Here is a 22,402-nt window from a genome sequence, read left to right on the forward strand (position 1 = left end):
AGAACACTCACAACAACGGCGGCGGCTCGGTGTGGCCCCTCGATCAGCTCACCGCAGTCGGCTAGGCCGCACACGGCAAAGGCCTCGCCAAGTTCCAGAGGCGGACTACGCGGCCGGTTCGACGGGGTCAGCGTCTGTTTCTCCAAGGCCCTCGGCGCACCCGTGGGCTCCTGCCTCGCAGGCTCGACCGAGATGATGGATCGCGCGCGCCGCTTCAAGCAGGGATTCGGCGGCGGCTCCGGCCGGCCGGGTCATAGCGGCCGGCGCCCTCCACGCCCTGCGCACCCACCGCGAGCAGCTCGCGCGCACGCATGAGCTAGACCGCCGCTTTGCCTCAGGGCTGGTCGGCATCGACGGTATCATGATCGACCCGACCACGGTCGAGACCAACATCGTCCGTTTCCGTCTCGACGGCCTGCACGCGGGACACTTCGTCGACGACCTGTGCGAGCGCGGCGTGTGGATGCTTCCCAGCGGGCCCGACGGAGTGCATGCCGTCTTCTACCTCGACCTCACCGACACCCAGGTCGACGAAGCACTGACCGCCATCCGTGCCGCGGCCGCCAACGCCAAACGTCACGAAAGCACGCCCTCAATCACCGCCCTACTGAGCCGAGGGGGTCGGTCTGCGCGTGACGTTCAGAAGGTGCAGCACACGCGGCGCGCCTGGTGGCTAGTTATGACACCACCGAAGCAGTAGGGACGTGGGTGCCTCCTGTCACGCGCTCCACCTGGGCAGCATCTCGGCTAACACGTCCGAGCCACCTACGGCGTCGATCCGGAGCGCTTATTTACTACGCTTGCATATCCACAAAACGCGAATAGTGCCCCTGGAATGCGACAGTTATTGTGTCGGTTGGTCCATTTCGATGCTTAGCCACGATAAGGTCAGCCTCGCCGGCCCGGGGTGATTCTTTTTCATACGCGTCTTCACGGTGCAAGAGGATTACCATATCCGCATCCTGTTCGATGGAACCCGATTCGCGAAGGTCGCTCATCTGCGGCTTCTTGTCGGTTCGCTGCTCCGGACCACGGTTCAGCTGCGAGATAGCAATAACGGGAACTTCGAGCTCCTTGGCGAGCAGCTTGAGTGCACGGGAGAACTCGGAGACCTCCTGCTGGCGGGACTCGACGCGCTTGCCCGACGTCATGAGCTGCAGGTAGTCGATGATCACGAGCTTGAGGTCGTGTCGCTGCTTGAGGCGCCGCGCCTTGGCGCGGATCTCCATGAGCGACATGTTGGGCGAGTCGTCGATGAAGAACGGCGCCTCGGAGATCTTGCCCATCGTGGCGGCGACCTTGGCCCAGTCGTCCTCACCCATCTGGCCCGTGCGCATCTTCTGCAGATGCACGCGCGCCTCGGCCGAAAGAAGGCGCATCGTGATCTCATTGCGGCTCATCTCGAGCGAAAAAACAACGGACGTCATGTTGTGCTTGATGGCCGCCGAACGTGCAATGTCAATTCCCAGGGTCGACTTGCCAATTGCAGGCCTTGCGGCCACAACAATCATTTGCCCCGGGTGCAGTCCGTTGGTCAGACGGTCCAGATCCGAGAAGCCCGTCGGCACGCCGATCATGCCCTCGCCGCGGTGCCCGGCGGCCTCGATCTCGTCGACCGTGCCACCGATGACGTCTGCCAGCGGCAGGTAGTCCTCGGACGAGCGGCGCTCGGTGACGGCGTAGACCTCGGCCTGCGCGTTGTTGACCAGCTCGTCGACGTCGCCGCCGTCGGTGCCGTAACCGAGCTGGACGATGCGGGTGCCGGCCTCGACGAGCTTGCGCAGGATCGACCGCTCGCGAACGATCTTCGCGTAGTAGCCGGCGTTGGCGGCCGTCGGCACGGCGGAGATGAGGGTGTGCAGGTAGGGCGCGCCGCCGATGCGGCCGATCTCGCCGCGCTTGGTCAGCTCGTCGGCGACGGTGATGGCGTCGGCCGGCTCGCCGCGGCCGTACAGGTCGAGGATGGCGTCGTAGACGACCTCGTGGGCGGGCCGGTAGAAGTCGGTCCCGCGCAGCTGCTCGATGACGTCGGCGATGGCGTCCTTCGAGATCATCATGCCGCCGAGCACGGACCGCTCGGCGTCGAGGTCCTGCGGCGGGGTGCGGTCGAACCCGCCGCCGCCCCGCCCGGCGTCCGGCGGCGCCCCGTACTCAAGTTCCTCGATCGACACCTGTCGCCCCTATCGTCCTTCGCTCGAACACATGTTCCCAACAGGGTCTGACACGGTCCCCACGGGCGGCGCCGACCGACCTCGCCCACGCGACGGTAGACCGGATCTCGGTGACCTCCAACCACCCGTCGCGGCCCTGTGGACAAGTGGCATGGAGGCTGGGGATTGCGCCACGAGACCTGGGGACGGCGGGCAGCCGTGTGTGGGCGCCGATGTGGACGGTGTCCGACTTTCTCCACAGACCGTGGACAGTCGTGTGGATACTGGGACGCGCCCCATCGGCGAACACCGCCCGTCACCCGCACGTTCGTCTGTGCACCGGGTGTGGATCAAGAGGAAGTTCGGACCCATTTCATCTGGTGGACACCCGCGCGGCACCGTGGACCGGCAGATCCTCGCGCTCGCCGTCCCGGCCCTGGGTGCGCTCGTCGCCGAGCCGCTGTTCGTCCTGGTCGACTCGGCCGTCGTCGGGCACCTGGGCACGGCTCCCCTGGCGGGGCTCGCGCTCGCGTCGACCGTCCTGGTGACGGCCGTCGGGCTGTGCGTGTTCCTCGCGTACGCGACCACGGCCGCGGTCTCCCGGCGGCTGGGCGCGGGCGACCGCGCGGGCGCGATGCAGATGGGCGTCGACGGGATGTGGCTCGCGCTCGGCCTCGGCGTCGTCCTCGCCGCAGCCCTGTGGCTGGGCGCGAACTCGCTGGTCACAGCGCTGGGCGCCGGCGGTGACGTCGCGCGGCAGGCCGTCACCTACCTGCACTGGTCCGCGCCCGGGCTGCCGGGGATGCTCCTGGTGCTGGCGGCCACCGGCGCCCTGCGCGGCATGCAGGACACGCGCACGCCGCTGGGCGTCGCGGCCACCGGCGCCGTGGTCAACGCCGTCCTCAACATCACCCTCGTCTACGGCTTCGACACCGGCATCGCGGGCTCGGGCGCCGGCACGGCGCTCACGCAGCTCGGCATGGGCGCGCTCCTCGCCACCGTCGTCGTCCGGGGCGCCCGACGAGCCGGCGCGCGCCTCGCGCCCCACGTCGCCGGCATCGTCGCGAACGCCCGCGCGGGCGCGCCGCTGCTGGTCCGCACCCTCAGCCTGCGTGCCGCGATCCTCGTGACGGTCTGGGTCGCGACCGGCCTGGGCGCCGTCCCGCTCGCCGGCCACCAGATCGTCAACGCCGTCTGGGGTCTGGCAGCGTTCGCGCTCGACGCCCTCGCCATCGCCGCGCAGGCGCTCGTCGGGCACAGCCTCGGCGCGCGCGACGTCGCGGGCACCCGCGCCGTCCTGCGGCGCACCCTGCAGTGGGGCGTCGGGGCCGGGGCGGTGCTCGGGCTGGTCGTCGGGGGTGCGTCGTGGCTGTACGTCCGGTTCTTCACGGCCGACGACGACGTCCGCGCAGCCGCCGTCGCAGCTCTGGTCGTCGCCGCGGTGACCATGCCGATGGCCGGGTGGGTCTTCGTGCTCGACGGCGTCCTGATCGGCGCCGGTGACGGGGTGTTCCTGGCCTGGGCGGGCGTGGCGACCTTTGTCGTCTACGTGCCGGCCGCGCTGGCGGTGCGCGCGTGGGCGCCGGACGGCACCGCCGGACTCGTGTGGCTGTGGGTCGCGTTCGCCGGGCTGTTCATGGCCGCGCGTGCCGTCACGACGGGTGTCCGCGCACGGGGCAAGGCCTGGATGGTGACCGGAGCGTGAGACGAATTCGGCGTGTCGCACCCCGACGCGCCGGGTTGTCGGCACGTCGGTGGAGAGTACGGGCATGGCAGCGTCGCCGGATTTCGTCGCGATCTCGGGCCTTTCCGACCCCCGTGACAGATCCGTGACCTGCTTGAATCCGGATCGTCACCATGCTTGCGCAAAACGAAACTCACCGGTAACTCTTGCGGCCTACGGTGCGTCCAGCCCTGGCACGCACGCGGCCGGGACATCGACGTCGGCAACGCCGTCGGTGCACACCCCACGGAGGTAGCTCATGCGTAGATCCACCCCCCAGCTGGCGGGCACCGCGCTCGTCCTGGCGGTCGGCCTCGTGCTGACCGGTTGTTCGTCCAAGGACGACTCTGGCGACACCACGTCGCCCACCGGCGGTTCCTCGTCGGCGGCCGCGTCGGGCGACCTGAGCATCCAGCCCCTCGTCCAGATCGACAACAAGGGCGCCGAGGTCCCCGCGGCGGACTCGTCGAACGCCGCCGACCCGGCCGGCGACGGCAGCGCCAAGTGCGACCCGACCACGATCGCCATGGCCGGCGCCCTGACCGGCGCCAACGCGGCCCTCGGCATCAACATCCTCAACGGCGCCAAGCTGGCCGTCGACGCGCACAACGCGGCGAACAAGGACTGCCAGGTCACCATCAAGCAGTTCGACACCGAGGGCGACCCGCAGAAGGCGACCCAGGTCGCGCCGCAGATCGCCGGCGACAAGAGCATCATCGGCCTGCTCGGCCCGGCGTTCTCCGGTGAGACCAAGGCCGTCGGCCCGGTGTTCCAGCAGGCGGGCCTCCTGTCGCTGACGGCGTCGGCGACGAACCCGGACCTGACCAAGAACGGCTGGACCAACTTCTTCCGCGGTCTGGCCAACGACGCGGTCCAGGGCCCGTCGGTCGCCGCATACATGGTCAACACGCTGAACTTCAAGAAGGTCTGCGTCGTCCAGGACGACTCCGACTACGGCGTGGGCCTGGCCGAGCAGATCACGGCCGGCCTCGGCTCGGCCGCGGACAGCGCGTGCGCCGCGAAGGTCAAGACCGGTGACAAGGACTTCTCCGCGACGGTCCAGATCGTCAAGGGCGAGTCGCCCGACGCCGTGTTCTACGCCGGCTACTACGCCGAGGGTGCGCCGTTCGCGTCGCAGCTCAAGGAGGGTGGCGTGACCGCCGCCTTCGTCTCGGCCGACGGCACGAACGACCCGGAGTTCGTCAAGCAGGCGGGCTCCGCCGCCAAGGGCGCCTACCTGTCCTGCCCGTGCGGCCCGGCCCCGGAGAAGTTCGCGGCCGACTACCAGGCCAAGTTCAGCGTCGCGTCGGGCGTCTACTCGGTCGAGGCGTACGACCTGGCGACGATCATGCTCAAGGGCATCGACTCCGGCGTGAAGGACCGCGCCGGGATGGTCGACTTCGTCAAGAACTACGACGGTGACGGCCTGGCCCGCCACTACAAGTGGGACGCCAACGGCGAGCTCGCCTCGGCGCTGATCTGGATCTACCAGGTCAAGTGACGATCACACGGCGGCCGGGTCCCCGCGGGGCCCGGCCGCCGTGCTGCACCACCCGTCCCCCCACCTAGGAGCACCATGAGCGCCGTCATGACTGTCGGCCCCGCCGTGTCGAGCGTGGTGAGCGCCTTCAACGTCGACTCGCTGACCCACAACTTCTGGGCGCTGACCATCGACGGCCTCACGTACGGATCGATCTACGCCCTCGTCGCCGTCGGCTACACCCTCGTGTACGGCGTCCTGCGACTCATCAACTTCGCCCACTCCGAGATCTTCATGCTCGGCATGTTCGGGCAGTACGCGACCCTGATGCTGCTGGGCTTCACCCCGCGCGGGGACGTGTACACCGAGGGCACGCTCCTCACGATCGTCTACCTGGGCATCGCGATGCTCGGCGGCATGGCCGTCTCGGGCGGTGCGGCGGTCGGCCTCGAACGCGTCGCCTACCGGCCCCTGCGCAAGCGCGGCGCCCCGTCGCTGGTGTTCCTCATCACCGCGATCGGCGCCTCGTTCATCCTCCAGGAGTTCGTCCACTTCGTGCTCCCCAAGCTCACCAACCAGAAGCTGGGCGGCGTCAACGCGCAGCAGCCCATCCGGCTGGTGGAGCCCACGGTGCAGTTCACGTTCCTGGGCGCCGACGTCACGAACGTCGAGATCGTCATCGTCGTCGCGGCGATCCTCCTCGCCGTGGCCACCGAGCGGTTCATCACGCTGACCAAGTTCGGCCGCGGCATCCGTGCCGTCGCCCAGGACCCCGTGACCGCGACCCTCATGGGCGTCAGCCGCGAACGCGTCATCATGCTGACGTTCCTCATCGGCGGCCTGCTCGCCGGCGCCGCGGCCCTGCTCTACACGCTGCGAGTGCCCAGCGGCATCATCTACTCGGGTGGCTTCATCCTCGGCATCAAGGCGTTCAGCGCCGCGGTCCTGGGCGGCATCGGCAACCTGCGCGGCGCTCTGCTCGGTGGTCTGCTGCTGGGCGTCATGGAGCTCTACGGGCAGGCGCTGTTCGGCACCGAGTGGCGCGACGTCGTGGCCTTCGTGCTGCTGATCCTGGTGCTCATGTTCCGACCGACCGGCATCCTGGGTGAGTCCCTCGGGAGGGCACGCGCATGAGCATCGAGAAGACCCAGCCCACGCTGCACCTGGGCGTCGGCGACAAGCTCCGGCTGTGGTGGGACGCGCTCGCACGGCCCGCGCAGTGGGGCATCGGCGTTCCCTTCATCGTCCTCATCGCGCTGCTGCCCGTCCTGCGGCCGCCGGTGATCACCACCGTCGGCACGGACTTCGGCTCCGTGCTCGCCCAGTTCGGCATGTACGCACTGCTCGCCATCGGCCTCAACGTCGTCGTCGGGCAGACCGGTCTGCTGGACCTCGGCTACGTCGGCTTCTACGCGATCGGTGCGTACACGGTCGGCCTCCTGACCAGCCCCGACAGTCCCTGGAACCTGACCGACGACTGGCTCTCGCGCGACTGGGCCTGGCTGTTCGCCGTCCCGATCGCGATCGGGATCACCGCGATCTCCGGCCTGATCCTCGGCACGCCGACGCTGCGCCTGCGCGGCGACTACCTCGCCATCGTGACGCTCGGCTTCGGTGAGATCGTCCGCCTGCTCGCCGACAACCTCAGCGACATCACCGGCGGCGGGCGCGGCCTCTCCCAGATCGCCTATCCCGTCGTCGGCGAGTCCGCCGACAAGCCGAACGGTGTCTTCTCCGCGGGCAACACCTCAGCGCCGCTCAACTCCGGGACCTGGTGGTTCTGGCTCAGCATCGTGCTGATCATCATCGTGCTGCTGATCGTCGGGAACCTCGAGCGCTCCCGTGTGGGCCGCGCGTGGGTGGCGATCCGTGAGGACGAGGACGCGGCCGAGATCATGGGTGTGCCGACGTTCAAGTTCAAGCTCTGGGCGTTCCTCATCGGTGCGTCGATCGGTGGCCTGTCCGGTGCGCTCTATGCGGGCCAGGTGCAGTTCGTCGTGCCGACGACGTTCAACGTCATCAACTCGATGCTGTTCCTGTGCGCCGTCGTCCTGGGCGGCCAGGGCAACAAGCTCGGCGTGATCCTGGGCGCGTTCATCATCGTGTACCTGCCCAACTTCTTCCTGGGCCGCACCGAGCTGTTCGGCATCCCGATCAACGGCGACGACATCGCCAACTACAAGTACCTGTTCTTCGGCCTCGCGCTCGTGGTGCTCATGATCTTCCGGCCGCAGGGCCTGTTCCCCGCGCGCCAGAAGCTGCTCACCTACGGACGCGGGATCTACGTGGCAACGCGCCAGGCCGCCCTCGCGGCGGCGAACGCGGTGACCCCGGCGGCCGTCGCACCCGCGACGTCCGGCACGACGACGTCGGACGCGGACGCGCCGCTGACGAAGGACGCGCCGCTGAAGAAGAAGGCCGACGACACGGAGGGAGACGCCTGATGAGCACCCCTGGAGGCATCGGCGCCGGCTCCGAGCACGACGAGGAGTTCCGCAGCACCGAGGACGTCGTCGCCGGGTCGACGCCGGAGGAGTACCTGCCCGACGGCGACGTCGAGGAGGCCATCGAGATCGACCTCTCGGCGGTCAACCCCGAGCTGGCCGACGCGGAGCACGTGGCGGAGGTCGTCGCGACCGACCGGACCATCCACACCGAGGTCGGCGCGCCGCTGCTGCAGATGCAGGACGTGACCGTGAAGTTCGGTGGCCTGACCGCCCTGGACGGTGTCACGTTCGACATCCGTCGCGGCGAGATCCTCGGCCTCATCGGTCCCAACGGCGCGGGCAAGACGACGTGCTTCAACACGATGTCCGGCATCTACCGGCCCACGTCGGGCTCGGTGATGTTCGACGGCCGCCCCATCGGAGCCGTCAAGCGCAACCAGATCACGCGCCTCGGCATCGCCCGCACGTTCCAGAACATCCGCCTGTTCTCCGACATGACCGCGCTGGAGAACGTCGTCGTCGGCACGGACGCGCGCCACAAGACGTCGGTGCCGGGGGCCATCTTCCGGACGCCGCGGCACCGGCGCGAGGAGCGCGACGCGATCGACCGCGCCATGGCGCTGCTCGAGTTCGTCGGGATCGGGAAGCACGCCACCGAGCAGTCCCGCAACCTCTCGTACGGCGACCAGCGCCGCCTCGAGATCGCGCGCGCCCTCGCCACGCAGCCCAAGCTGCTGTGCCTGGACGAGCCCGCGGCCGGGTTCAACCCGTCCGAAAAGCAGGCCCTCATGGACCTGATCCGCAAGATCCGCGACGACGGCTTCACGGTGCTGCTCATCGAGCACGACATGCGCCTGGTCATGGGTGTGACCGACCGCGTGGTGGTGCTGGAGTTCGGCCGCAAGATCGCCGACGGCCTGCCGGCGGAGGTCAGCTCCGACCCCGCCGTCATCGCCGCCTACCTGGGGGTGCCCGACGATGCCACTGCTTGAGCTGAAGGACCTGACGGTCGCCTACGACCGGATCGAGGCCGTCCGCGGCATCTCGCTGACGGTCGACGACGGTGAGCTCGTCACGCTCATCGGCGCCAACGGCGCGGGCAAGACGACGACGATGCGCGCGATCTCCGGCATCCGCCCGGTGGCTCGCGGGTCCGTCTGGTTCGACGGCCGCGACATCACGCGCATGAAGGCGCACGAGCGCGTGTCGGCCGGCATCGTCCAGGCCCCCGAGGGCCGCGGCGTGTTCCCTGGCATGACCGTCGTCGAGAACCTCGAGATGGGCTCCTACGCCCGCACCTTCAAGACGAAGTCCGAGCACGACGCGACCGTGGAGCGGGTGTTCGACCTGTTCCCGCGCCTGCTCGAGCGGCGCACCCAGGTCGGCGGCACCCTGTCGGGCGGGGAGCAGCAGATGCTCGCCATCGGCCGCGCGCTCATGGCCCGTCCGCGCCTGCTGCTGCTCGACGAGCCGTCCATGGGGCTGGCTCCGCTGGTCATCCAGCAGATCTTCCGCATCATCACGGAGATCAACAAGGAGGGCACCACCATCCTCCTCGTCGAGCAGAACGCCCAGCAGGCCCTGTCCCGCTCCGACCGGGCCTACATCCTCGAGACCGGCGAGGTCACGACCTCGGGTCGCGGCAAGGACCTGCTCGCCGACCCGGCGGTGAAGCAGGCCTACCTGGGCGTCGCCTGACCTCGCTCGCGGACCTGCTCCACCGCGCACCCGCGCTCAAGTGCTGGTTTCCTGCCGCTATTCGGGCGAAACCCAGAACGCGACCGCGGCGTGCCGCGCGCTGACGACGAAGCGCCCCGCCCCGGACGGATCCGGGACGGGGCGCTCTCGCGTGTGCTGACTGACGTCAGGCGGCGACGACCTTGACGGTCACCGTCGCGGCCACGTCTGCGTGCAGACGGACCGACACCTTGTACTCGCCCAGGGCGCGGATCGGCTGACCGATCTCGACCTTGCGCTTGTCGATCGCCGGGGCGCCGGCCGCCTTGACCGCGTCAGCGATCTCGGCGGTCGTGACCGCACCGAACAGGCGACCCGAGTCGCCGGCCTTGGCCGACACGACGACGGGCTTCGCCTGCAGCGAGTCGCGGACGGCCTTGGCGTCGTCCAGCGTCGCGATCTCGCGGGCCTTGCGGGCCTTGCGGATCGCGGTGATGTCCTTCTCGGCACCCTTGGTCCACGGCGTGGCCAGGCTGCGCGGGATGAGGTAGTTGCGGGCGTACCCGTCCTTCACCTCGACGACGTCACCCGGGGCACCGAGTCCGGTGACCTCGTGGGTCAGGATGATCTTGGCCATGAGTGTCTCCTTCCTCAGCGAGCCGACGACGAGTACGGCAGCAGGGCCATCTCGCGGGCGTTCTTGACGGCGCGCGCGATCGCACGCTGCTCCTGCACGGACACACCGGTCACCCGGCGAGCGCGGATCTTCCCGCGGTCGGAGATGAACTTGCGCAGCAGCGCGGTGTCCTTGTAGTCGACGACGTCGATCTTCGCCGCCTTGAGCGGGTTCTGCTTCTTCTTGGGCTTGCGTACCACGGCCTTGGCCATCGTGGTGCTCCTCCTTCGGTGGAGCCCCGGGCGTTGCCGTGCCCGGGGATGGGATGTTGTCTGGGGTTACCTAGGGATCAGAACGGGGGCTCGTCGGAGTAGCCGCCGCCGGAACCGCCTGCGGGCGTGGCCCACGGGTCGTCCTGCTGGCCGCCACCGCCAGTGCCGCCGCCCTGGTTGCCGCCGCTGTAGCCGCCGCCACCACCGCCGCCGAAGCCGCCGCCACCCGAACGCTGGGTCCGGGTGACCTTGGCCGTGGCGTAACGGAGCGACGGGCCGACCTCGTCGACCTGCAGCTCGACCACGGTTCGCTTCTCGCCCTCACGGGTCTCGTACGAACGCTGGATGAGCCGGCCGGTCACGATGACGCGGGTGCCCTTGGTGAGCGACTCGGCGACCGACTCGGCCGCCTCCCGCCAGATCGAGCAGCGCATGAACAGCGTGTCGCCGTCCTTCCACTCGTTGCTCTGGCGGTCGAACGTGCGGGGGGTGGACGCGACGGTGAAGTTCGCGACCGCTGCACCCGACGGGGTGAAGCGCAGCTCAGGGTCCCCCGTGAGGTTCCCGATCACCGTGATGACGGTCTCGCCGGCCATGCCATCTCCTCGTTCGTTCGATCAGTCGTGTGTGGTCCTGCGCACGCTAGCGGTGCCTACCGACACGCGCAGCGTTCGTGCACAGGCTCAGGCGTCGGCGCGCAGGACCTTCGTCCGCAGGACGACCTCGTTGAGGCCGAGCTGGCGGTCGAGCTCCTTGGCGGTGGCGGGCGTCGCCTTGAAGTCGACGACGGCGTAGATGCCCTCGGACTTCTTCTTGATGTCGTACGCCAGGCGGCGACGACCCCAGATGTCGACCTTGTCGACCGAGCCACCGTCGGTCGTGATGACCGACAGGTACTTGTCGAGCGAAGGAGCAACGGTGCGCTCCTCGATCTCAGGGTCGAGGATGATCATGATCTCGTACGGACGCAGGCTCATACCCACCTCCTCTGGTCTTGGCGGTCACGGTCGATCCGTGACAGGAGGGTTCTCGTGCGTCGCTGTGGGACGAGCAGTGCTCGTCGGGCTCCCTCACCTGCGACCGATGGCGGCCGAGGATGTGGGCACAGCAGTGTTCTAGCCTACCGGGCGTGCCCGCCCCGCCGGAAATCGGCCGAACGGTCACCCGGACGTGGAGGGTCAGCCGGCCGATGCTGCCGCGTCGGCGTCGGCCTTCTCCGTCGCCTCCGGCGTCGGATCCTGGGTCGGCTGCGGAGTCTTTGCCGGCTTCGTCGGTTGCGGCGTGGGCTGTGCGGTCTGGGTGGGCTTCGGCGCCTTCGTGGGCTCGGGCTTCGGTCCGCTGGAGACCACCAGCGTCACGGTGGCACCGGGCTTGATCTTCTTGCCCTCGCCGGGGCTCACGCTGATCACGCGCCCGACGACGACGTCGTCGGAGTAGGCCGTCGTGACGGCCGGGTTCAGGCCCGCCTGGACCAGGATCCCGCTCGCGTCGGCCTGCAGCTTGCCCACCAGGCCGCTCGGCACCCTGTCGACCGTCTCCTGCGTCTCGGTCGGCGTGGGGGTGGGCGTCGGGGTCGTTGTCGCCTTGGGCCTCGCGGTCGGGGTCGGCCCGACGTTGGCGCGGGCCGGGAAGTCCTCGACCTTCTCGTACTGCGGCAGCTCGAAGACGCCCTTCATGTACGACGCCCAGATCTCGGCCGGCGTCTTCCCACCGGTCACGCCGCCGAGCGACGCCGGGACGGCCTCGATCGTCTCCTGCGACTTCCCGTCCTCACCGACCTGGCTGAGGGAGACGGCGGTGGCGATCTGCGGCGTGAAGCCGACGAACCACGCCGCCTTCCACTCGTTCGTCGTCCCGGTCTTGCCGGCGATCGGACGGTCGAGGGGCTTGATCCACGTCTCGCCCGAGCCGGACTGCACGACCTGCTGCATCGCGTACGTCGCGTCGGCGACCACGTCCGCGTCGAAGACCCGCTTGCCCTTGGACTTGGCCTCGTACGCCGTCGTGCCGTCGTAGTTCTCGATCTTCTCGATCATGTAGGGGTCGTGGTGCACGCCCTGCGCCGCCAGCGTCGCGTACGCGCTGGCCATGTCGAGCGGGTGCACGTCGGCCGTGCCCAGCACGTTCGAGGGGTCGGTGCCGACCGGCGTCGTGATCCCCGCACGGACGGCGACGTCGGCCGTCTTCTCCGGGCCGATCTCCTCGTTCAGCTGCGCGTAGACGGTGTTGACCGATTCCGCGGTGGCCTTGATGAGGTTGATGTTGCCGAACTGCTCGCCGCCGAAGTTCGGGACCGGCTTGCTCCAGCCCGGGACGGTCATCGGTGAGTACCCGTTGTACCGCGACTCCAGCGTCTTCCCGCTCTCGAGCGCGGCGATCAGCGTGAACGGCTTGAACGTCGAGCCGGCCTGGATCTTGTCGTACGTCACGCGGTTGATCTGGTCGTCGACGAAGTTGGACCCGCCGTACATGCCGACGATCGCACCGCTGGACGGGTCCACCGACACCATCGCCAGCTTCGTGCGCTTGTTGGGCTTCTCGCCCAGCATCTCGCCGTTGCGGTACGACTTCGCCGTGCTCTCCATGTCCTTCTGGACCGGCTTCTGGATCGTCGTGACGATCTTGTAGCCGCCGCGCATCAGCTCGTCCTTGGTGATCTTCAGCGGACCGGTCTCGAGCTCCTTCTCGACCTCCGTCAGCAGGTAGCCCTTGGTGCCGGTGTAGCGCTCGGTCCGCTTGTAGTCGACAGTGTCGGGGAACGTCAGCTTCGCGCGCTGCGCGTCGGACAGCTTCCCCATGTCCTGCAGGCCGTCCAGGATGATGTTCCAGCGCTGCTCGGACTTGGCCGCGTCGACCGCGGGGTCCCAGTTGTTGGGCGACGGGATGACGGCGGCCAGCAGGGCGGCCTGGGCCTGCGTCAGGTCCTTGGCGTCGACACCGAAGTACGACTGCGCCGCCGCCTGGATGCCGTACGAGTCGCGGCCGAAGTAGATGGTGTTGAGGTAGTTGCCGAGGATCTCCTGCTTGCTCTGCGACTGCGCGATCTTGATGGCGAGCAGCGCCTCCCGGGCCTTGCCCACGTAGTCGGTCGTCGTCTTGTCGACGTAGTACCGCTCCACGTACTGCTGGGTCAGGGTCGATCCACCCTGCGTGGTGCCGTCGTCGGCCGTCGCGTTGTGCAGGAACGCGCGGGCCATGCCCGTGATGGACACACCGCGGTTGGTGAAGAACGTGCGGTCCTCGCCGGCCACGACGCTCTCCCCGACGTAGGCGGGCAGCGTGTCGTAGTCGACGATCTCGCGCTTCTGGACCGCGTACGTGCCCATGACGGCGCCCTGGCTGCCGTCCGCGTTGTCCGCGTAGTAGATCGTCGACGTCTGGGCGCTCACGTCCTCGCCGGGCTTCGGGACGTCGATCGTCGCGTAGGCCGCGACGCCGGCGCCCAGCAGCAGGAACGCGCCGCCCAGGACGGTGCCCAGCACGACGCGCCACGACGGCAGCCAGCGATGCAGGCCGGTGTAGCCGGTCCGCGGGTAGTCGAAGAAGCGCTTCTTGCCCGCCGGACGGGTCGGGGTCGCCGCGCGGGTGCCGCGCCCGGAGCTGCGACGGCTCCGCGGGGGTGCGGACCTCGGGGTGGACGAGCCTGCCAACGTGCTGCCTTCCGTACGACGACTGGGGTGGGCCGGGCGCCCCGGGATCACAGGATCCGGGCAGGGCTCGGCCGAGATCCTCAGTATGGGGGGCCTCGATCGGGCCAGGGAGGGACGTTTCGGACGTCGGGCGCGACCTTCACACGATCGGCACCGCGCCCCGACGTCTGGTCCGGAAACCACGCCTGCGCTGTGACGACGGCCACGACGCGACGGCGCGCGACGGCACGGACTTGTGTCGATACGTCCATCCGACATACTCTGCGGATGTATCGAGTTGATACATCGTGCAGAACCCGACGCTCTCGTCGGGAGCACGCAGACTCTAGCCCCAACCCAGGAGGTGGCACTGTGCGCGGTCGTTCCGACGTGCTCGAGCCCGCCATCCTCGGGCTGCTGCACGAGTCGCCCATGCACGGGTACGAGCTGCGCAAGCGGCTCAACCTGGTGCTCGGCTCGTTCCGCGCGCTGTCCTACGGCTCGCTCTACCCGTGCCTCAAGGGCCTGGTCGAGCGCGGCTGGATCGTCGGCCTCGAGTCGACGGACAGCGGGCACGGCGTCAGCAAGCGGGCCCGCATCGTCTACCAGCTCACGGCCGACGGCAAGGAGCACCTCCAGCAGGTGCTGTCGTCGTCGGGCCCGTCGACCTGGGAGGACGAGAACTTCGACGTCCGCTTCGCGTTCTTCGCGCAGACGGACGCCGAGACCCGGCTGCGGATCCTCGAGGGCAGGCGCACGCGTCTGACCGAACGACTCGAGACCGTCCGCCAGTCCTTCGCCCGCACCCGCGAGCGCATGGACGAGTACACGCTCGAGCTGCAGCGCCACGGCCTCGAACAGGTCGAGCGTGAGGTCCGTTGGCTCGACGGGCTCATCGACAACGAGCGCGGCCGCCGCCGCGTGCGTCCCACAGGCACCGGTCATCCGACCGATGCTGACTCCACCGCCGCTGTGCCGCAGAGCACCCCGGCGCGAACCACCGAGAAGGAGCGAGGATGACCTCCATCCGCGTCGCCATCGTCGGCGTCGGCAACTGCGCCGCGTCGCTCGTCCAGGGCGTCCACTACTACGCCGACGCAGCTGCGGACAGCAAGGTCCCCGGCCTGATGCACGTCCAGTTCGGCGACTACCACGTCAAGGACATCGAGTTCGTGGCCGCGTTCGACGTCGACGCGAAGAAGGTCGGCTTCGACCTCTCGGAGGCCATCGGCGCCTCGGAGAACAACACGATCAAGATCGCCGACGTCCCGCCGCTCGGCGTGACCGTGCAGCGTGGCCACACGCTCGACGGCATCGGCAAGTACTACTCGCAGACCATCGAGCTGTCGGACGCCGAGCCGGTCGACGTCGTCGCCGCGCTGCGCGAGGCCGAGGTCGACGTCCTGATCTGCTACCTCCCCGTCGGTTCGGACGCTGCCGCGAAGTTCTACGCGCAGGCCGCCATCGACGCGAACGTCGCGTTCGTCAACGCGCTCCCCGTCTTCATCGCGTCCGACCCGGAGTGGGCCGCCAAGTTCGAGGCCGCCGGTGTCCCGATCGTCGGCGACGACATCAAGTCGCAGGTCGGCGCCACCATCACGCACCGCGTGCTGGCCCGCCTGTTCGAGGACCGCGGCGTCGTCCTGGACCGCACGTACCAGCTGAACGTCGGCGGCAACATGGACTTCAAGAACATGCTCGAGCGCGAGCGCCTGGAGTCCAAGAAGATCTCCAAGACGCAGGCCGTCACCTCGAACCTGCAGGACGGCCCGCTGGCCGGCAAGAAGGACGACCGCAACGTCCACATCGGCCCGTCGGACTACGTCGCCTGGCTCGACGACCGCAAGTGGGCGTACGTGCGCCTCGAGGGTCGCGCGTTCGGCGAGGTGCCCCTGAACCTGGAGTACAAGCTCGAGGTCTGGGACTCCCCCAACTCGGCCGGCATCATCATCGACGCCCTGCGCGCCGCGAAGATCGCCAAGGACCGCGGCGTCGGCGGCCCCATCCTGTCCGCGTCGACGTACTTCATGAAGTCGCCGCCGGTCCAGATGGAGGACGGCCAGGGCCGCGCCGAGCTCGAGGCCTTCATCGCCGGCACCAACGAGCGCTGAGCCGGAGTGCAGCGGGTGGTGAGGGTGCGAAGCGCACTCGCCACCCGCGGAACGCAGGCTCAGCGCGACCACGAGAACGAGCGCTGAGCTAGCTAGCTCCACCCCCGAAGGGGCCCCTCGCCACCAGCGAGGGGCCCCTTCGCATTCACCATGTGATCGCTCTGCATTTGTTCGCGTCACACGTACAAATGCAGAGCGATGGTCCGGGAGGTGCCGAACTTGTGGATGCGAGCCGACGACGCGTCGGCCATTCCGCGAGCATCGGGGCGTGGATCGTTCCCGTGTGGTCACGCTGAGCCCCGAACTCGTCGCGCTCGGCCGGGACGCGGTGGACGCGCTCACGCGGCAGGACCGGGTGGCGACGACCGCGCAGCTGGTCCGGTGGGGGCTGAAGCGCGGCCTCGTCGCGCAACGAGTCACCCAGGGGCGTTGGCAACGGATGCACCAAGGAGTGGTCCTCCTTCACTCGGGTTCGCCGTCCTGGCGTGAGCAGGCTCGTTCCGCGCTCCTCTACGCCGGGCCGACGGCGGCGCTCTCCCACTCGTCGGCCGCGTACGTCCACGGCATCGTGAAGCAACCGGGGCGGCTCGTCGAGGTCAGTACGCCGCGGGCGACCCGGCCGACGGACGGGGTCGTCGTCCACCGACGCCGCGCGATGCCGTGGGCCGGCGGGCGGCTCCGCTCCGTCTCGCAGGACGCCGCCGTGATCGACCTCGTCGAACGGGCGGGGGACGTCGACGGCGTCGTGGCCGTCGTCGGTGCGGCGATGCTGCGCGGCATGATCCCCGACCGCATCCTGCTGGAAGCGTCGTCGCGAACCCGCGTTCGGCACCGGGCGCTGCTCCACGCCCTGCTCGATCCCGGCTCCGAGCTGATCGAGTCCCCGCTCGAGCACCGGTACGCGCGTGACGTCGAGCGAGCGCACGCGTTGCCTCGCGGACGCACCCAGGTCCGGCAGAAGGTGGGCGACCGATGGATCCGCGCCGACCGTGTCTACCGAGGTCTCGGTGTCCGCATCGAGCTCGACGGCCAGTTCGCCCACCCGCTCGCCAGCACGGACGACGACGTCTGGCGGGACAACGCCGTCGTGCTCGCCCACTCCGAGGTCACGCTGCGCTACCGCTGGTCACACGTCGCGACAAGCCCTTGCGCAACCGCGGTCCAGGTCGCAGCAGCCCTGCGGTCGCGCGGTTGGGTGGGCGCCGCGCGCGCGTGCCGCGAGGCGTGCACCGCGAGCCGCTCCGGCTGAACCCCAAGGGACGACATCGCTCTGCGAATGTTCGACAGGCGCGAACATTCGCAGAGCGATCACCGGCGACAGCCAGGCCGCGTCACGAGTCGGACGACGGTCCGTCCGCGAGCACCCAGGACTGCAGCCCGGAGCCGGGTTCCGGTGCTTCGCCGAGCAGGTTCGCCCCGACCCCGAGCGTCGACGTGATCGGCGCGACCAGCTCTGCCTCGTTCTCGCAGCGGACCTGGGCACGGACGAAGACGGAGCCCTCGTCACCGCGCATCGTCAACCAGCCGTGCGGGGCGTCGAGCGTCGAGAACTCTCCGTCCTGCCACGTGTAGGCGGCCTGGCACTGCGGGTCGCTGCTGAGCTGCGCCGCCAGCGCGACGACACCGTCCAGCACCGGCGCTCCCGAGCCCGCGACCGGCAGCGGGCCGTCCGCGTCGAGGTCGTCGACCTTGCGCGTCGGATCCGCGCCGGTCACCGAGACCGCGTAGAGAGCCGGGTGCCCGGGCTTGTCGCCCCAGGTCCAGGTGCCTGCGAGATCGTCGTCGTTGCTGTCGCGGCACGCGGCGAGGACGTGGTCGTCGTCGTACCAGGACACGACCTGGCACTGCGCGCCGTCGACCCCGTACGACACGTCGCGGGCGTCGCCGTTCGCCACGTCGACAGCGCGGAACTTCTCCTGCAGCGATGTCCCGGACCCCGTCACCAGCCGCGTGCGGGAGGGATTGAAGTGCAGCGAGGCCCAGCCGGACGGGACGGACAGGGTGCCGTGCGCCTCGCCCCCGTCCAGACCGACGATCGTGCCCGACCCGCCGCCGTCGCCCGCGTCGGTGTACTCCACCCACAGCGGGGTTCCGTTGAAGTCGAGCCCCAGGTACGCGGCAGGAGCCGTCAGGCCGCTGTCCTGCTCGCTGACCTCACCCGTCGCCAGGTTCAGCACGCCGCGTGCGTAGCCGTCGTCACCCGGCTGGCTGACGATCGCCTCGGACGACCCCGACATCCAGCTCAGAAGTCGGAGCCTCCCACCCCCCGGCAGGTCGGCGACGCGGTATCGCGCGCCGTCCGGTGACGTGAGGACGACCGTCCCCGTGCCCGGCTTCTCGGCCTCCGGGGTCGCGTCGTAGAGCGCCAGCATCCAGCCAGGACCGGTGGTCTCCAGGAGCCCGGCCGGCATCGGCTGCAGGCCGGCGGGCGGTGCAGACGACTCGGCCGACGCGGTCGGCGCGGCAGTCGCCTTCGGGGTCGGGCCGGCGGTCGGCGTGCTCGACGTGATCGGCACCGGCGGTGCAGGCTCCACGGCGTCCCGGTGGGTGCCGGTCCAGCCGACCGCACCGACGACGGCGACGACGGCAACCGCCGCCACCCCTTCGAACGCGTGCCGTCGGTTGCGGCGCCGCCGCACCCCGCGCCACGTCCGCGCCCGGGCGCTGGCCGTGGGCTGCAGCCCGTCGACGCTCTCCTCACGGGCGGACAGGTTGGCCGCCAGGACCTTGTCGAAGTCACGCATCGCGCTGCACCTCCGCGGTGGGGATGAGCCGGACGGGGGTCGAGCCGGCGGGCTCGGCCGTGCCGAGCAGGGTGTTCAGGGTGCGCAGGCCGTCGTAGGTGTACCGCTTCACGGCACCCTCGCTGAGCCCGAGCTGGTCGGCGCACTCGGCGACGCTCATCGACTCCATGTGCCGCAGGACCACGCAGGCCCGTTCACGCGGAGGGATCTGCGCGAGGGCGATCTCCAGCTCCGTCGCATCGAGGTCCCGGGCGTCGTGGCGAAGCACCGCGGCCTGGTCCAGCGCCACGCGCTCGCGGCCGGCGCGGCGGGTGTGGTCCACGAACCGCGAGACGATCGCGCGCCGCACGTACTGCTCGGCCTGCTCGACGGACCGGAACGTGGCCCGCCCGCCGAACGCGGAGATCAACGCCTCCTGGACCAGGTCCTCGGCGTCGCCGACTCCTCGCGTCAGCAGCATCGCACGCGCGACGAGCCTGCCGTAGCGCTCTCGCACCAGCTGGTCCAGCACCGGCTCCCACGGCCTGCGCATGGCACTCCTCATGACTCGACGACGAAACCACCCAGACAACGACGCGCCCGGCCGATCGGTTGGGGCACATCGTGCACGAGTTTTCCGACGCCCGGATGCGGCGGTCACGAGTCCTGGCTGATCCGTCGGTCGGGGTGAGGGAGCCGGCGCGCACGAGGAGCGCCGCACGACGTCCGGCACGCGGCGCACAGGTGCGAGGATGAGGCACGTGCAGGTGATCGCGGACCTCAGGACGCTGGCGCCGCTGCGCGACTTCCGCAAGCTGCTCGCGGTCCGGCTGACGAGCCAGTGCGCCGACGGCATCTTCCAGGCAGGCCTCGCCACGCTGTTCTTCTTCTCCCCCGAGCACGCGAGCACGGCGACGGGGGTCGCGACGGCGTTCGCGGTGCTGCTGCTGCCGTTCACGATCGTCGGGCCGTGGGCCGGCGTGCTGCTGGACCGGTGGCGACGCCGGCAGGTGCTGCTGTACGGGAACGCGGTGCGCGTCGTGCTCACGCTGGCCGCGGGGGTGCTCATGATCGTGTCCGGGCCAGGACCGGCACTGTACGTGCTGGCGCTGGTCACGCTGTCGGTCAACCGGTTCCTGCTCGCGGCGCTGTCGGCGTCGCTCCCCCGCGTCGTCGACGGCCCGCTGCTGCTCACGGCCAACTCGGTGACCCCGACGCTGGGCACGGCCGCCGCGGGCGTGGGCGCGGGCATCGGGTTCGTCGTCGGGCTGGTGCTGCCGGACGGGGCCGCGCACGACGCAGGTTCGCTGGTGGTCGCGGCCCTCGTCATGGCCGCCGCGAGCGCGCTGGCGCTGCGGCTCGGCCGCGACCGGCTGGGCCCCGACGAGCGCGCGGACGCCGCCCAGCTCCGCGCCGCGCTCGGCGATCTCGCGCGCGGGCTGGCGGCCGGTGCCCGTTACCTCGTCGCCCGCCGCACCCCGGCCCGCGCGCTGGGGATCATGGCCGTGCACCGGTTCCTGTACGGCGTCGTGTTCGTCGCGAGCCTGCTGATCTCCCGCAACCTGCTCTCCGACCCGGCCGACACCGACGCGGGCCTCGCGACGTTCGGCACGGTCCTGGGCGCGACGGTCGTCGGCTTCGCCCTGGCCGTCGTGCTGACGCCGACGATCACGCCCCGCATCGGGCCGCACGCGTGGATCGTGACGTGCCTGGTGGTCGCGGCGGCCAGCCAGCTGGTGCTCGTCGTGACGTACGCGCTGCCGGCGATCCTCGTGGCCGCGGCCGCCCTGGGCCTGGCCGCGCAGGGCGCCAAGATCGCCGTCGACACGATCGTCCAGCGGGACACCGACGACGCGTTCCGGGGCCGCGCGTTCGCGCTGTACGACGTCATGTACAACGCCGCGTTCGTCGCGGCCGCCGCGCTGGCCGCGTTCACGCTGCCCGACGACGGCTACTCCCCCGCCCTGTTCACCGCGCTGACCCTCGGCTACGTGGCCGCGGCCGTGGTGTACGGCGCGGCCGCCCGACGAGTGCCGAGCGCGCTGCCGGTCACCACCTGACTCAGGACGACGGGCGGTTCTGCTCCCACCACGCCAGCAGCTCGTCGCGCGCGACGTCCGGCCCCAGCGGACCGCGCTCCATCCGCAGCTCCATCAGGAACTTGTACGCGGCGCCGACCTCGCGACTCGGCTTCAGGCCCAGGATCTCCATGATCTGCGTACCGTCCAGGTCGGGCCTCACGGCGTCGAGCTCCTCCTGCTCGCGCAGGCGCGCGATGCGGACCTCGAGGTCGTCGTAGGCGGCGGACAGCCGCGCGGCCTTGCGCTGGTTGCGGGTGGTGCAGTCGGAGCGGGTCAGCCGGTGCAGGCGCTCGAGCAACGGACCGGCGTCGGTGACGTAGCGGCGCACCGCCGAGTCGGTCCACTCCCCGTCGCCGTAGCCGTGGAAGCGCAGGTGCAGCTCGGTGAGGCGCGCGACGTCGTGCACGGTCGCCTTGTCGAACCGCAGCTCGCGCAACCGCTTGGCGGCCATCTTGGCGCCGACGACCTCGTGGTGGTGGAAGCTGACGCCGCCGTCGGCCTCGAACCGGCGCGTGCGAGGCTTGCCGATGTCGTGGAGCAGGGCGGCGAGCCGCAGCGTCAGGTCGGGTCCGGGCACCGGCCCGGACGGGCCGGTCTCCAGCGCGATCGCCTTGTCCAGCACCGTGAGCGTGTGCTCGTAGACGTTCTTGTGCCGGTGGTGCTCGTCGATCGCGAGCTGCAGCGCGGGCAGCTCGGGCAGCACGTGCTCCGCGAGCCCGGTCTCCACCAGCACCAGCAGGCCGAGGCGCGGCTGGGCGGCGAGCAGCAGCTTCGACAGCTCGTCGCGCACGCGCTCGGCGGACACGATCGAGATCCGGTCGGCCATGTCGACGATCGCCGTGTGCGCGCCGGGTTCGACGGTGAACCCGAGCTGCGCCGCGAACCGCGCGGCGCGCATCATGCGCAGAGGGTCGTCGTCGAACGACTGCCGCGGGTCAACGGGTGTGCGCAGCACCCCGACCGCCAGGTCGGACAGCCCGTCGAATGGGTCCACGAACGTCAGGTCCGGGACGCGCACGGCCATCGAGTTCACGGTGAAGTCGCGCCGGGACAGGTCACCCTCGAGCGAGTCGCCGAACACGACCTCGGGCTTGCGGGAGGCCGGGTCGTAGGCGTCCGTCCGGTAGGTCGTCACCTCGACGACGACGTCCTGGCCCGACGAGTGCCGCGAGGCGAACCGGCGCGCGCCGATGGTCCCGAACTCGCGCCCGATGTCCCAGTGCGCGTCGCCCCACCGGGCCAGGATCTGCTCGGTCTGGTCGGGCGACGCCGACGTCGTGAAGTCGAGGTCGGCGCTGAGCCGCCCCAGGAACGCGTCGCGCACCGGGCCGCCCACCAGCGCGAGCTCGTGGCCGGCGGCGCGGAACAGCTCGCCCAGCTCGATCGCGTCGGGCGAGAGCCCCGCCAGCACGCCGAGCGCGCGGCGCTGCAGGGCGATCAGCGAGGGGTTGGTCGTGTCGTCGGGCACCCGCACGAGTCTAGGTGCCCGCCCG

Annotated in this window: 21 protein-coding genes; 12 read left to right on the forward strand and 9 right to left on the reverse strand. The window is 70.1% G+C overall.

Features of this window, described 5'->3' with window-relative positions; translation table 11 throughout:
* The first annotated feature begins 42 nt into the window (after positions 1 to 42).
* Positions 43 to 315: a beta-eliminating lyase-related protein gene (locus IC607_RS17780; protein WP_191785911.1), complete on the forward strand. Its 273-nt coding sequence runs from the start codon at positions 43 to 45 to the stop codon at positions 313 to 315.
* Between the two features lie 46 nt (positions 316 to 361).
* Entirely contained in the window at positions 362 to 700 is a 339-nt protein-coding gene (locus tag IC607_RS04540) for a hypothetical protein (protein WP_191785767.1), read from the forward strand.
* Positions 701 to 794: 94 nt separating this feature from the next.
* On the opposite strand, the gene dnaB is transcribed toward IC607_RS04540, so the two are convergent.
* Positions 795 to 2,171 carry a replicative DNA helicase gene (dnaB, locus tag IC607_RS04545; RefSeq protein ID WP_191785768.1) on the reverse strand — a complete coding sequence of 459 codons (1,377 nt, stop codon included), beginning with the start codon at positions 2,169 to 2,171 and terminating at the stop codon, positions 795 to 797.
* 379 nt (positions 2,172 to 2,550) lie between these two features.
* Between dnaB and IC607_RS04550 the strand changes: the two genes are divergently transcribed.
* The 6 genes from IC607_RS04550 to IC607_RS04575 all read left to right on the forward strand — a co-directional run bounded on the left by IC607_RS04550 (position 2,551) and on the right by IC607_RS04575 (position 9,498).
* Positions 2,551 to 3,855 (forward strand): MATE family efflux transporter, encoded by a 1,305-nt coding sequence (locus IC607_RS04550; protein ID WP_370526002.1) that lies wholly within the window; start codon positions 2,551 to 2,553, stop codon positions 3,853 to 3,855.
* A 277-nt stretch (positions 3,856 to 4,132) separates the two neighbouring features.
* Positions 4,133 to 5,374 (forward strand): branched-chain amino acid ABC transporter substrate-binding protein, encoded by a 1,242-nt coding sequence (locus IC607_RS04555; protein WP_191785769.1) that lies wholly within the window; start codon positions 4,133 to 4,135, stop codon positions 5,372 to 5,374.
* Between the two features lie 75 nt (positions 5,375 to 5,449).
* Complete coding sequence (locus tag IC607_RS04560) at positions 5,450 to 6,487, forward strand: branched-chain amino acid ABC transporter permease (RefSeq protein ID WP_225224324.1); 1,038 nt, start codon at positions 5,450 to 5,452, stop codon at positions 6,485 to 6,487.
* Positions 6,484 to 7,797, forward strand: coding sequence for a branched-chain amino acid ABC transporter permease (locus IC607_RS04565; RefSeq protein ID WP_191785770.1), 1,314 nt, complete (start codon positions 6,484 to 6,486; stop codon positions 7,795 to 7,797). Before IC607_RS04560 ends, IC607_RS04565 begins: the two co-directional genes overlap by 4 nt.
* The gene (locus IC607_RS04570; RefSeq protein WP_191785771.1) at positions 7,797 to 8,792 is read left to right on the forward strand and encodes an ABC transporter ATP-binding protein; all 996 of its coding nucleotides are present in this window, start codon (positions 7,797 to 7,799) and stop codon (positions 8,790 to 8,792) included. The genes IC607_RS04565 and IC607_RS04570 overlap by 1 nt, the downstream gene beginning before the upstream one ends.
* A complete protein-coding gene (locus IC607_RS04575; protein WP_191785772.1) occupies positions 8,779 to 9,498 on the forward strand; it encodes an ABC transporter ATP-binding protein in 720 nt (239 codons plus the stop codon). Before IC607_RS04570 ends, IC607_RS04575 begins: the two co-directional genes overlap by 14 nt.
* A 166-nt stretch (positions 9,499 to 9,664) precedes the next feature.
* On the opposite strand, the gene rplI is transcribed toward IC607_RS04575, so the two are convergent.
* The 5 genes from rplI to IC607_RS04600 all read right to left on the reverse strand — a co-directional run bounded on the left by rplI (position 9,665) and on the right by IC607_RS04600 (position 14,015).
* A complete protein-coding gene (gene rplI, locus IC607_RS04580) occupies positions 9,665 to 10,114 on the reverse strand; it encodes a 50S ribosomal protein L9 (RefSeq protein WP_191785773.1) in 450 nt (149 codons plus the stop codon).
* A 14-nt stretch (positions 10,115 to 10,128) separates the two neighbouring features.
* Positions 10,129 to 10,365 (reverse strand): 30S ribosomal protein S18, encoded by a 237-nt coding sequence (gene rpsR, locus IC607_RS04585; RefSeq protein ID WP_028051084.1) that lies wholly within the window; start codon positions 10,363 to 10,365, stop codon positions 10,129 to 10,131.
* A gap of 77 nt (positions 10,366 to 10,442) precedes the next feature.
* Positions 10,443 to 10,961: a single-stranded DNA-binding protein gene (locus IC607_RS04590; protein ID WP_191785774.1), complete on the reverse strand. Its 519-nt coding sequence runs from the start codon at positions 10,959 to 10,961 to the stop codon at positions 10,443 to 10,445.
* An 87-nt stretch (positions 10,962 to 11,048) separates the two neighbouring features.
* Entirely contained in the window at positions 11,049 to 11,342 is a 294-nt protein-coding gene (gene rpsF, locus IC607_RS04595) for a 30S ribosomal protein S6 (protein WP_123371858.1), read from the reverse strand.
* Positions 11,343 to 11,543: 201 nt separating this feature from the next.
* On the reverse strand, positions 11,544 to 14,015 hold the full coding sequence (locus IC607_RS04600; protein WP_191785775.1) for a penicillin-binding protein: 2,472 nt from the start codon (positions 14,013 to 14,015) through the stop codon (positions 11,544 to 11,546).
* Between the two features lie 351 nt (positions 14,016 to 14,366).
* Between IC607_RS04600 and IC607_RS04605 the strand changes: the two genes are divergently transcribed.
* The 3 genes from IC607_RS04605 (at position 14,367) to IC607_RS04615 (ending at position 17,354) form a co-directional block, all read left to right on the forward strand.
* Entirely contained in the window at positions 14,367 to 15,014 is a 648-nt protein-coding gene (locus IC607_RS04605) for a helix-turn-helix transcriptional regulator (RefSeq protein WP_191785776.1), read from the forward strand.
* Entirely contained in the window at positions 15,011 to 16,105 is a 1,095-nt protein-coding gene (locus IC607_RS04610; protein ID WP_191785777.1) for an inositol-3-phosphate synthase, read from the forward strand. The genes IC607_RS04605 and IC607_RS04610 overlap by 4 nt, the downstream gene beginning before the upstream one ends.
* 268 nt (positions 16,106 to 16,373) lie before the next feature.
* Positions 16,374 to 17,354, forward strand: coding sequence for a hypothetical protein (locus IC607_RS04615; RefSeq protein WP_370526003.1), 981 nt, complete (start codon positions 16,374 to 16,376; stop codon positions 17,352 to 17,354).
* 82 nt (positions 17,355 to 17,436) lie between these two features.
* Here the strand turns inward: IC607_RS04615 and IC607_RS04620 are convergent, their stop codons facing one another.
* Together IC607_RS04620 and IC607_RS04625 are read right to left on the reverse strand one after the other, a co-directional pair.
* Complete coding sequence (locus IC607_RS04620) at positions 17,437 to 18,849, reverse strand: hypothetical protein (RefSeq protein ID WP_191785778.1); 1,413 nt, start codon at positions 18,847 to 18,849, stop codon at positions 17,437 to 17,439.
* Positions 18,842 to 19,381 (reverse strand): RNA polymerase sigma factor, encoded by a 540-nt coding sequence (locus IC607_RS04625; protein ID WP_191785779.1) that lies wholly within the window; start codon positions 19,379 to 19,381, stop codon positions 18,842 to 18,844. The genes IC607_RS04620 and IC607_RS04625 overlap by 8 nt, the downstream gene beginning before the upstream one ends.
* Before the next feature lie 199 nt (positions 19,382 to 19,580).
* On the opposite strand from IC607_RS04625, the gene IC607_RS04630 reads away from it, so the two are divergent.
* Positions 19,581 to 20,888 (forward strand): MFS transporter, encoded by a 1,308-nt coding sequence (locus IC607_RS04630; protein ID WP_191785780.1) that lies wholly within the window; start codon positions 19,581 to 19,583, stop codon positions 20,886 to 20,888.
* 1 nt (position 20,889) lies between these two features.
* Here the strand turns inward: IC607_RS04630 and IC607_RS04635 are convergent, their stop codons facing one another.
* Positions 20,890 to 22,377: a CCA tRNA nucleotidyltransferase gene (locus tag IC607_RS04635; RefSeq protein ID WP_370526004.1), complete on the reverse strand. Its 1,488-nt coding sequence runs from the start codon at positions 22,375 to 22,377 to the stop codon at positions 20,890 to 20,892.
* Between the last annotated feature and the right edge of the window lie 25 nt (positions 22,378 to 22,402).

Origin of the sequence: Cellulomonas sp. JH27-2, from assembly GCF_014837175.1 — a bacterium.
Taxonomy (GTDB): Bacteria; Actinomycetota; Actinomycetes; order Actinomycetales; family Cellulomonadaceae; genus Cellulomonas.

What these genes read in the sequence shown, in the direction of transcription:
- IC607_RS04540 (WP_191785767.1), top strand. Translation starts at nt 362, where the DNA reads ATGATCGACCCGACCACGGTCGAGACCAACATCGTCCGTTTCCGTCTC.
- IC607_RS04555 (WP_191785769.1), top strand. Translation starts at nt 4,133, where the DNA reads ATGCGTAGATCCACCCCCCAGCTGGCGGGCACCGCGCTCGTCCTGGCG.
- IC607_RS04560 (WP_225224324.1), top strand. Translation starts at nt 5,450, where the DNA reads ATGAGCGCCGTCATGACTGTCGGCCCCGCCGTGTCGAGCGTGGTGAGC.
- IC607_RS04565 (WP_191785770.1), top strand. Translation starts at nt 6,484, where the DNA reads ATGAGCATCGAGAAGACCCAGCCCACGCTGCACCTGGGCGTCGGCGAC.
- IC607_RS04570 (WP_191785771.1), top strand. Translation starts at nt 7,797, where the DNA reads ATGAGCACCCCTGGAGGCATCGGCGCCGGCTCCGAGCACGACGAGGAG.
- IC607_RS04575 (WP_191785772.1), top strand. Translation starts at nt 8,779, where the DNA reads ATGCCACTGCTTGAGCTGAAGGACCTGACGGTCGCCTACGACCGGATC.
- rplI (WP_191785773.1), bottom strand. Translation starts at nt 10,114, where the DNA reads ATGGCCAAGATCATCCTGACCCACGAGGTCACCGGACTCGGTGCCCCG.
- rpsR (WP_028051084.1), bottom strand. Translation starts at nt 10,365, where the DNA reads ATGGCCAAGGCCGTGGTACGCAAGCCCAAGAAGAAGCAGAACCCGCTC.
- IC607_RS04590 (WP_191785774.1), bottom strand. Translation starts at nt 10,961, where the DNA reads ATGGCCGGCGAGACCGTCATCACGGTGATCGGGAACCTCACGGGGGAC.
- rpsF (WP_123371858.1), bottom strand. Translation starts at nt 11,342, where the DNA reads ATGAGCCTGCGTCCGTACGAGATCATGATCATCCTCGACCCTGAGATC.
- IC607_RS04610 (WP_191785777.1), top strand. Translation starts at nt 15,011, where the DNA reads ATGACCTCCATCCGCGTCGCCATCGTCGGCGTCGGCAACTGCGCCGCG.
- IC607_RS04620 (WP_191785778.1), bottom strand. Translation starts at nt 18,849, where the DNA reads ATGCGTGACTTCGACAAGGTCCTGGCGGCCAACCTGTCCGCCCGTGAG.
- IC607_RS04625 (WP_191785779.1), bottom strand. Translation starts at nt 19,381, where the DNA reads ATGCGCAGGCCGTGGGAGCCGGTGCTGGACCAGCTGGTGCGAGAGCGC.
- IC607_RS04630 (WP_191785780.1), top strand. Translation starts at nt 19,581, where the DNA reads ATGAGGCACGTGCAGGTGATCGCGGACCTCAGGACGCTGGCGCCGCTG.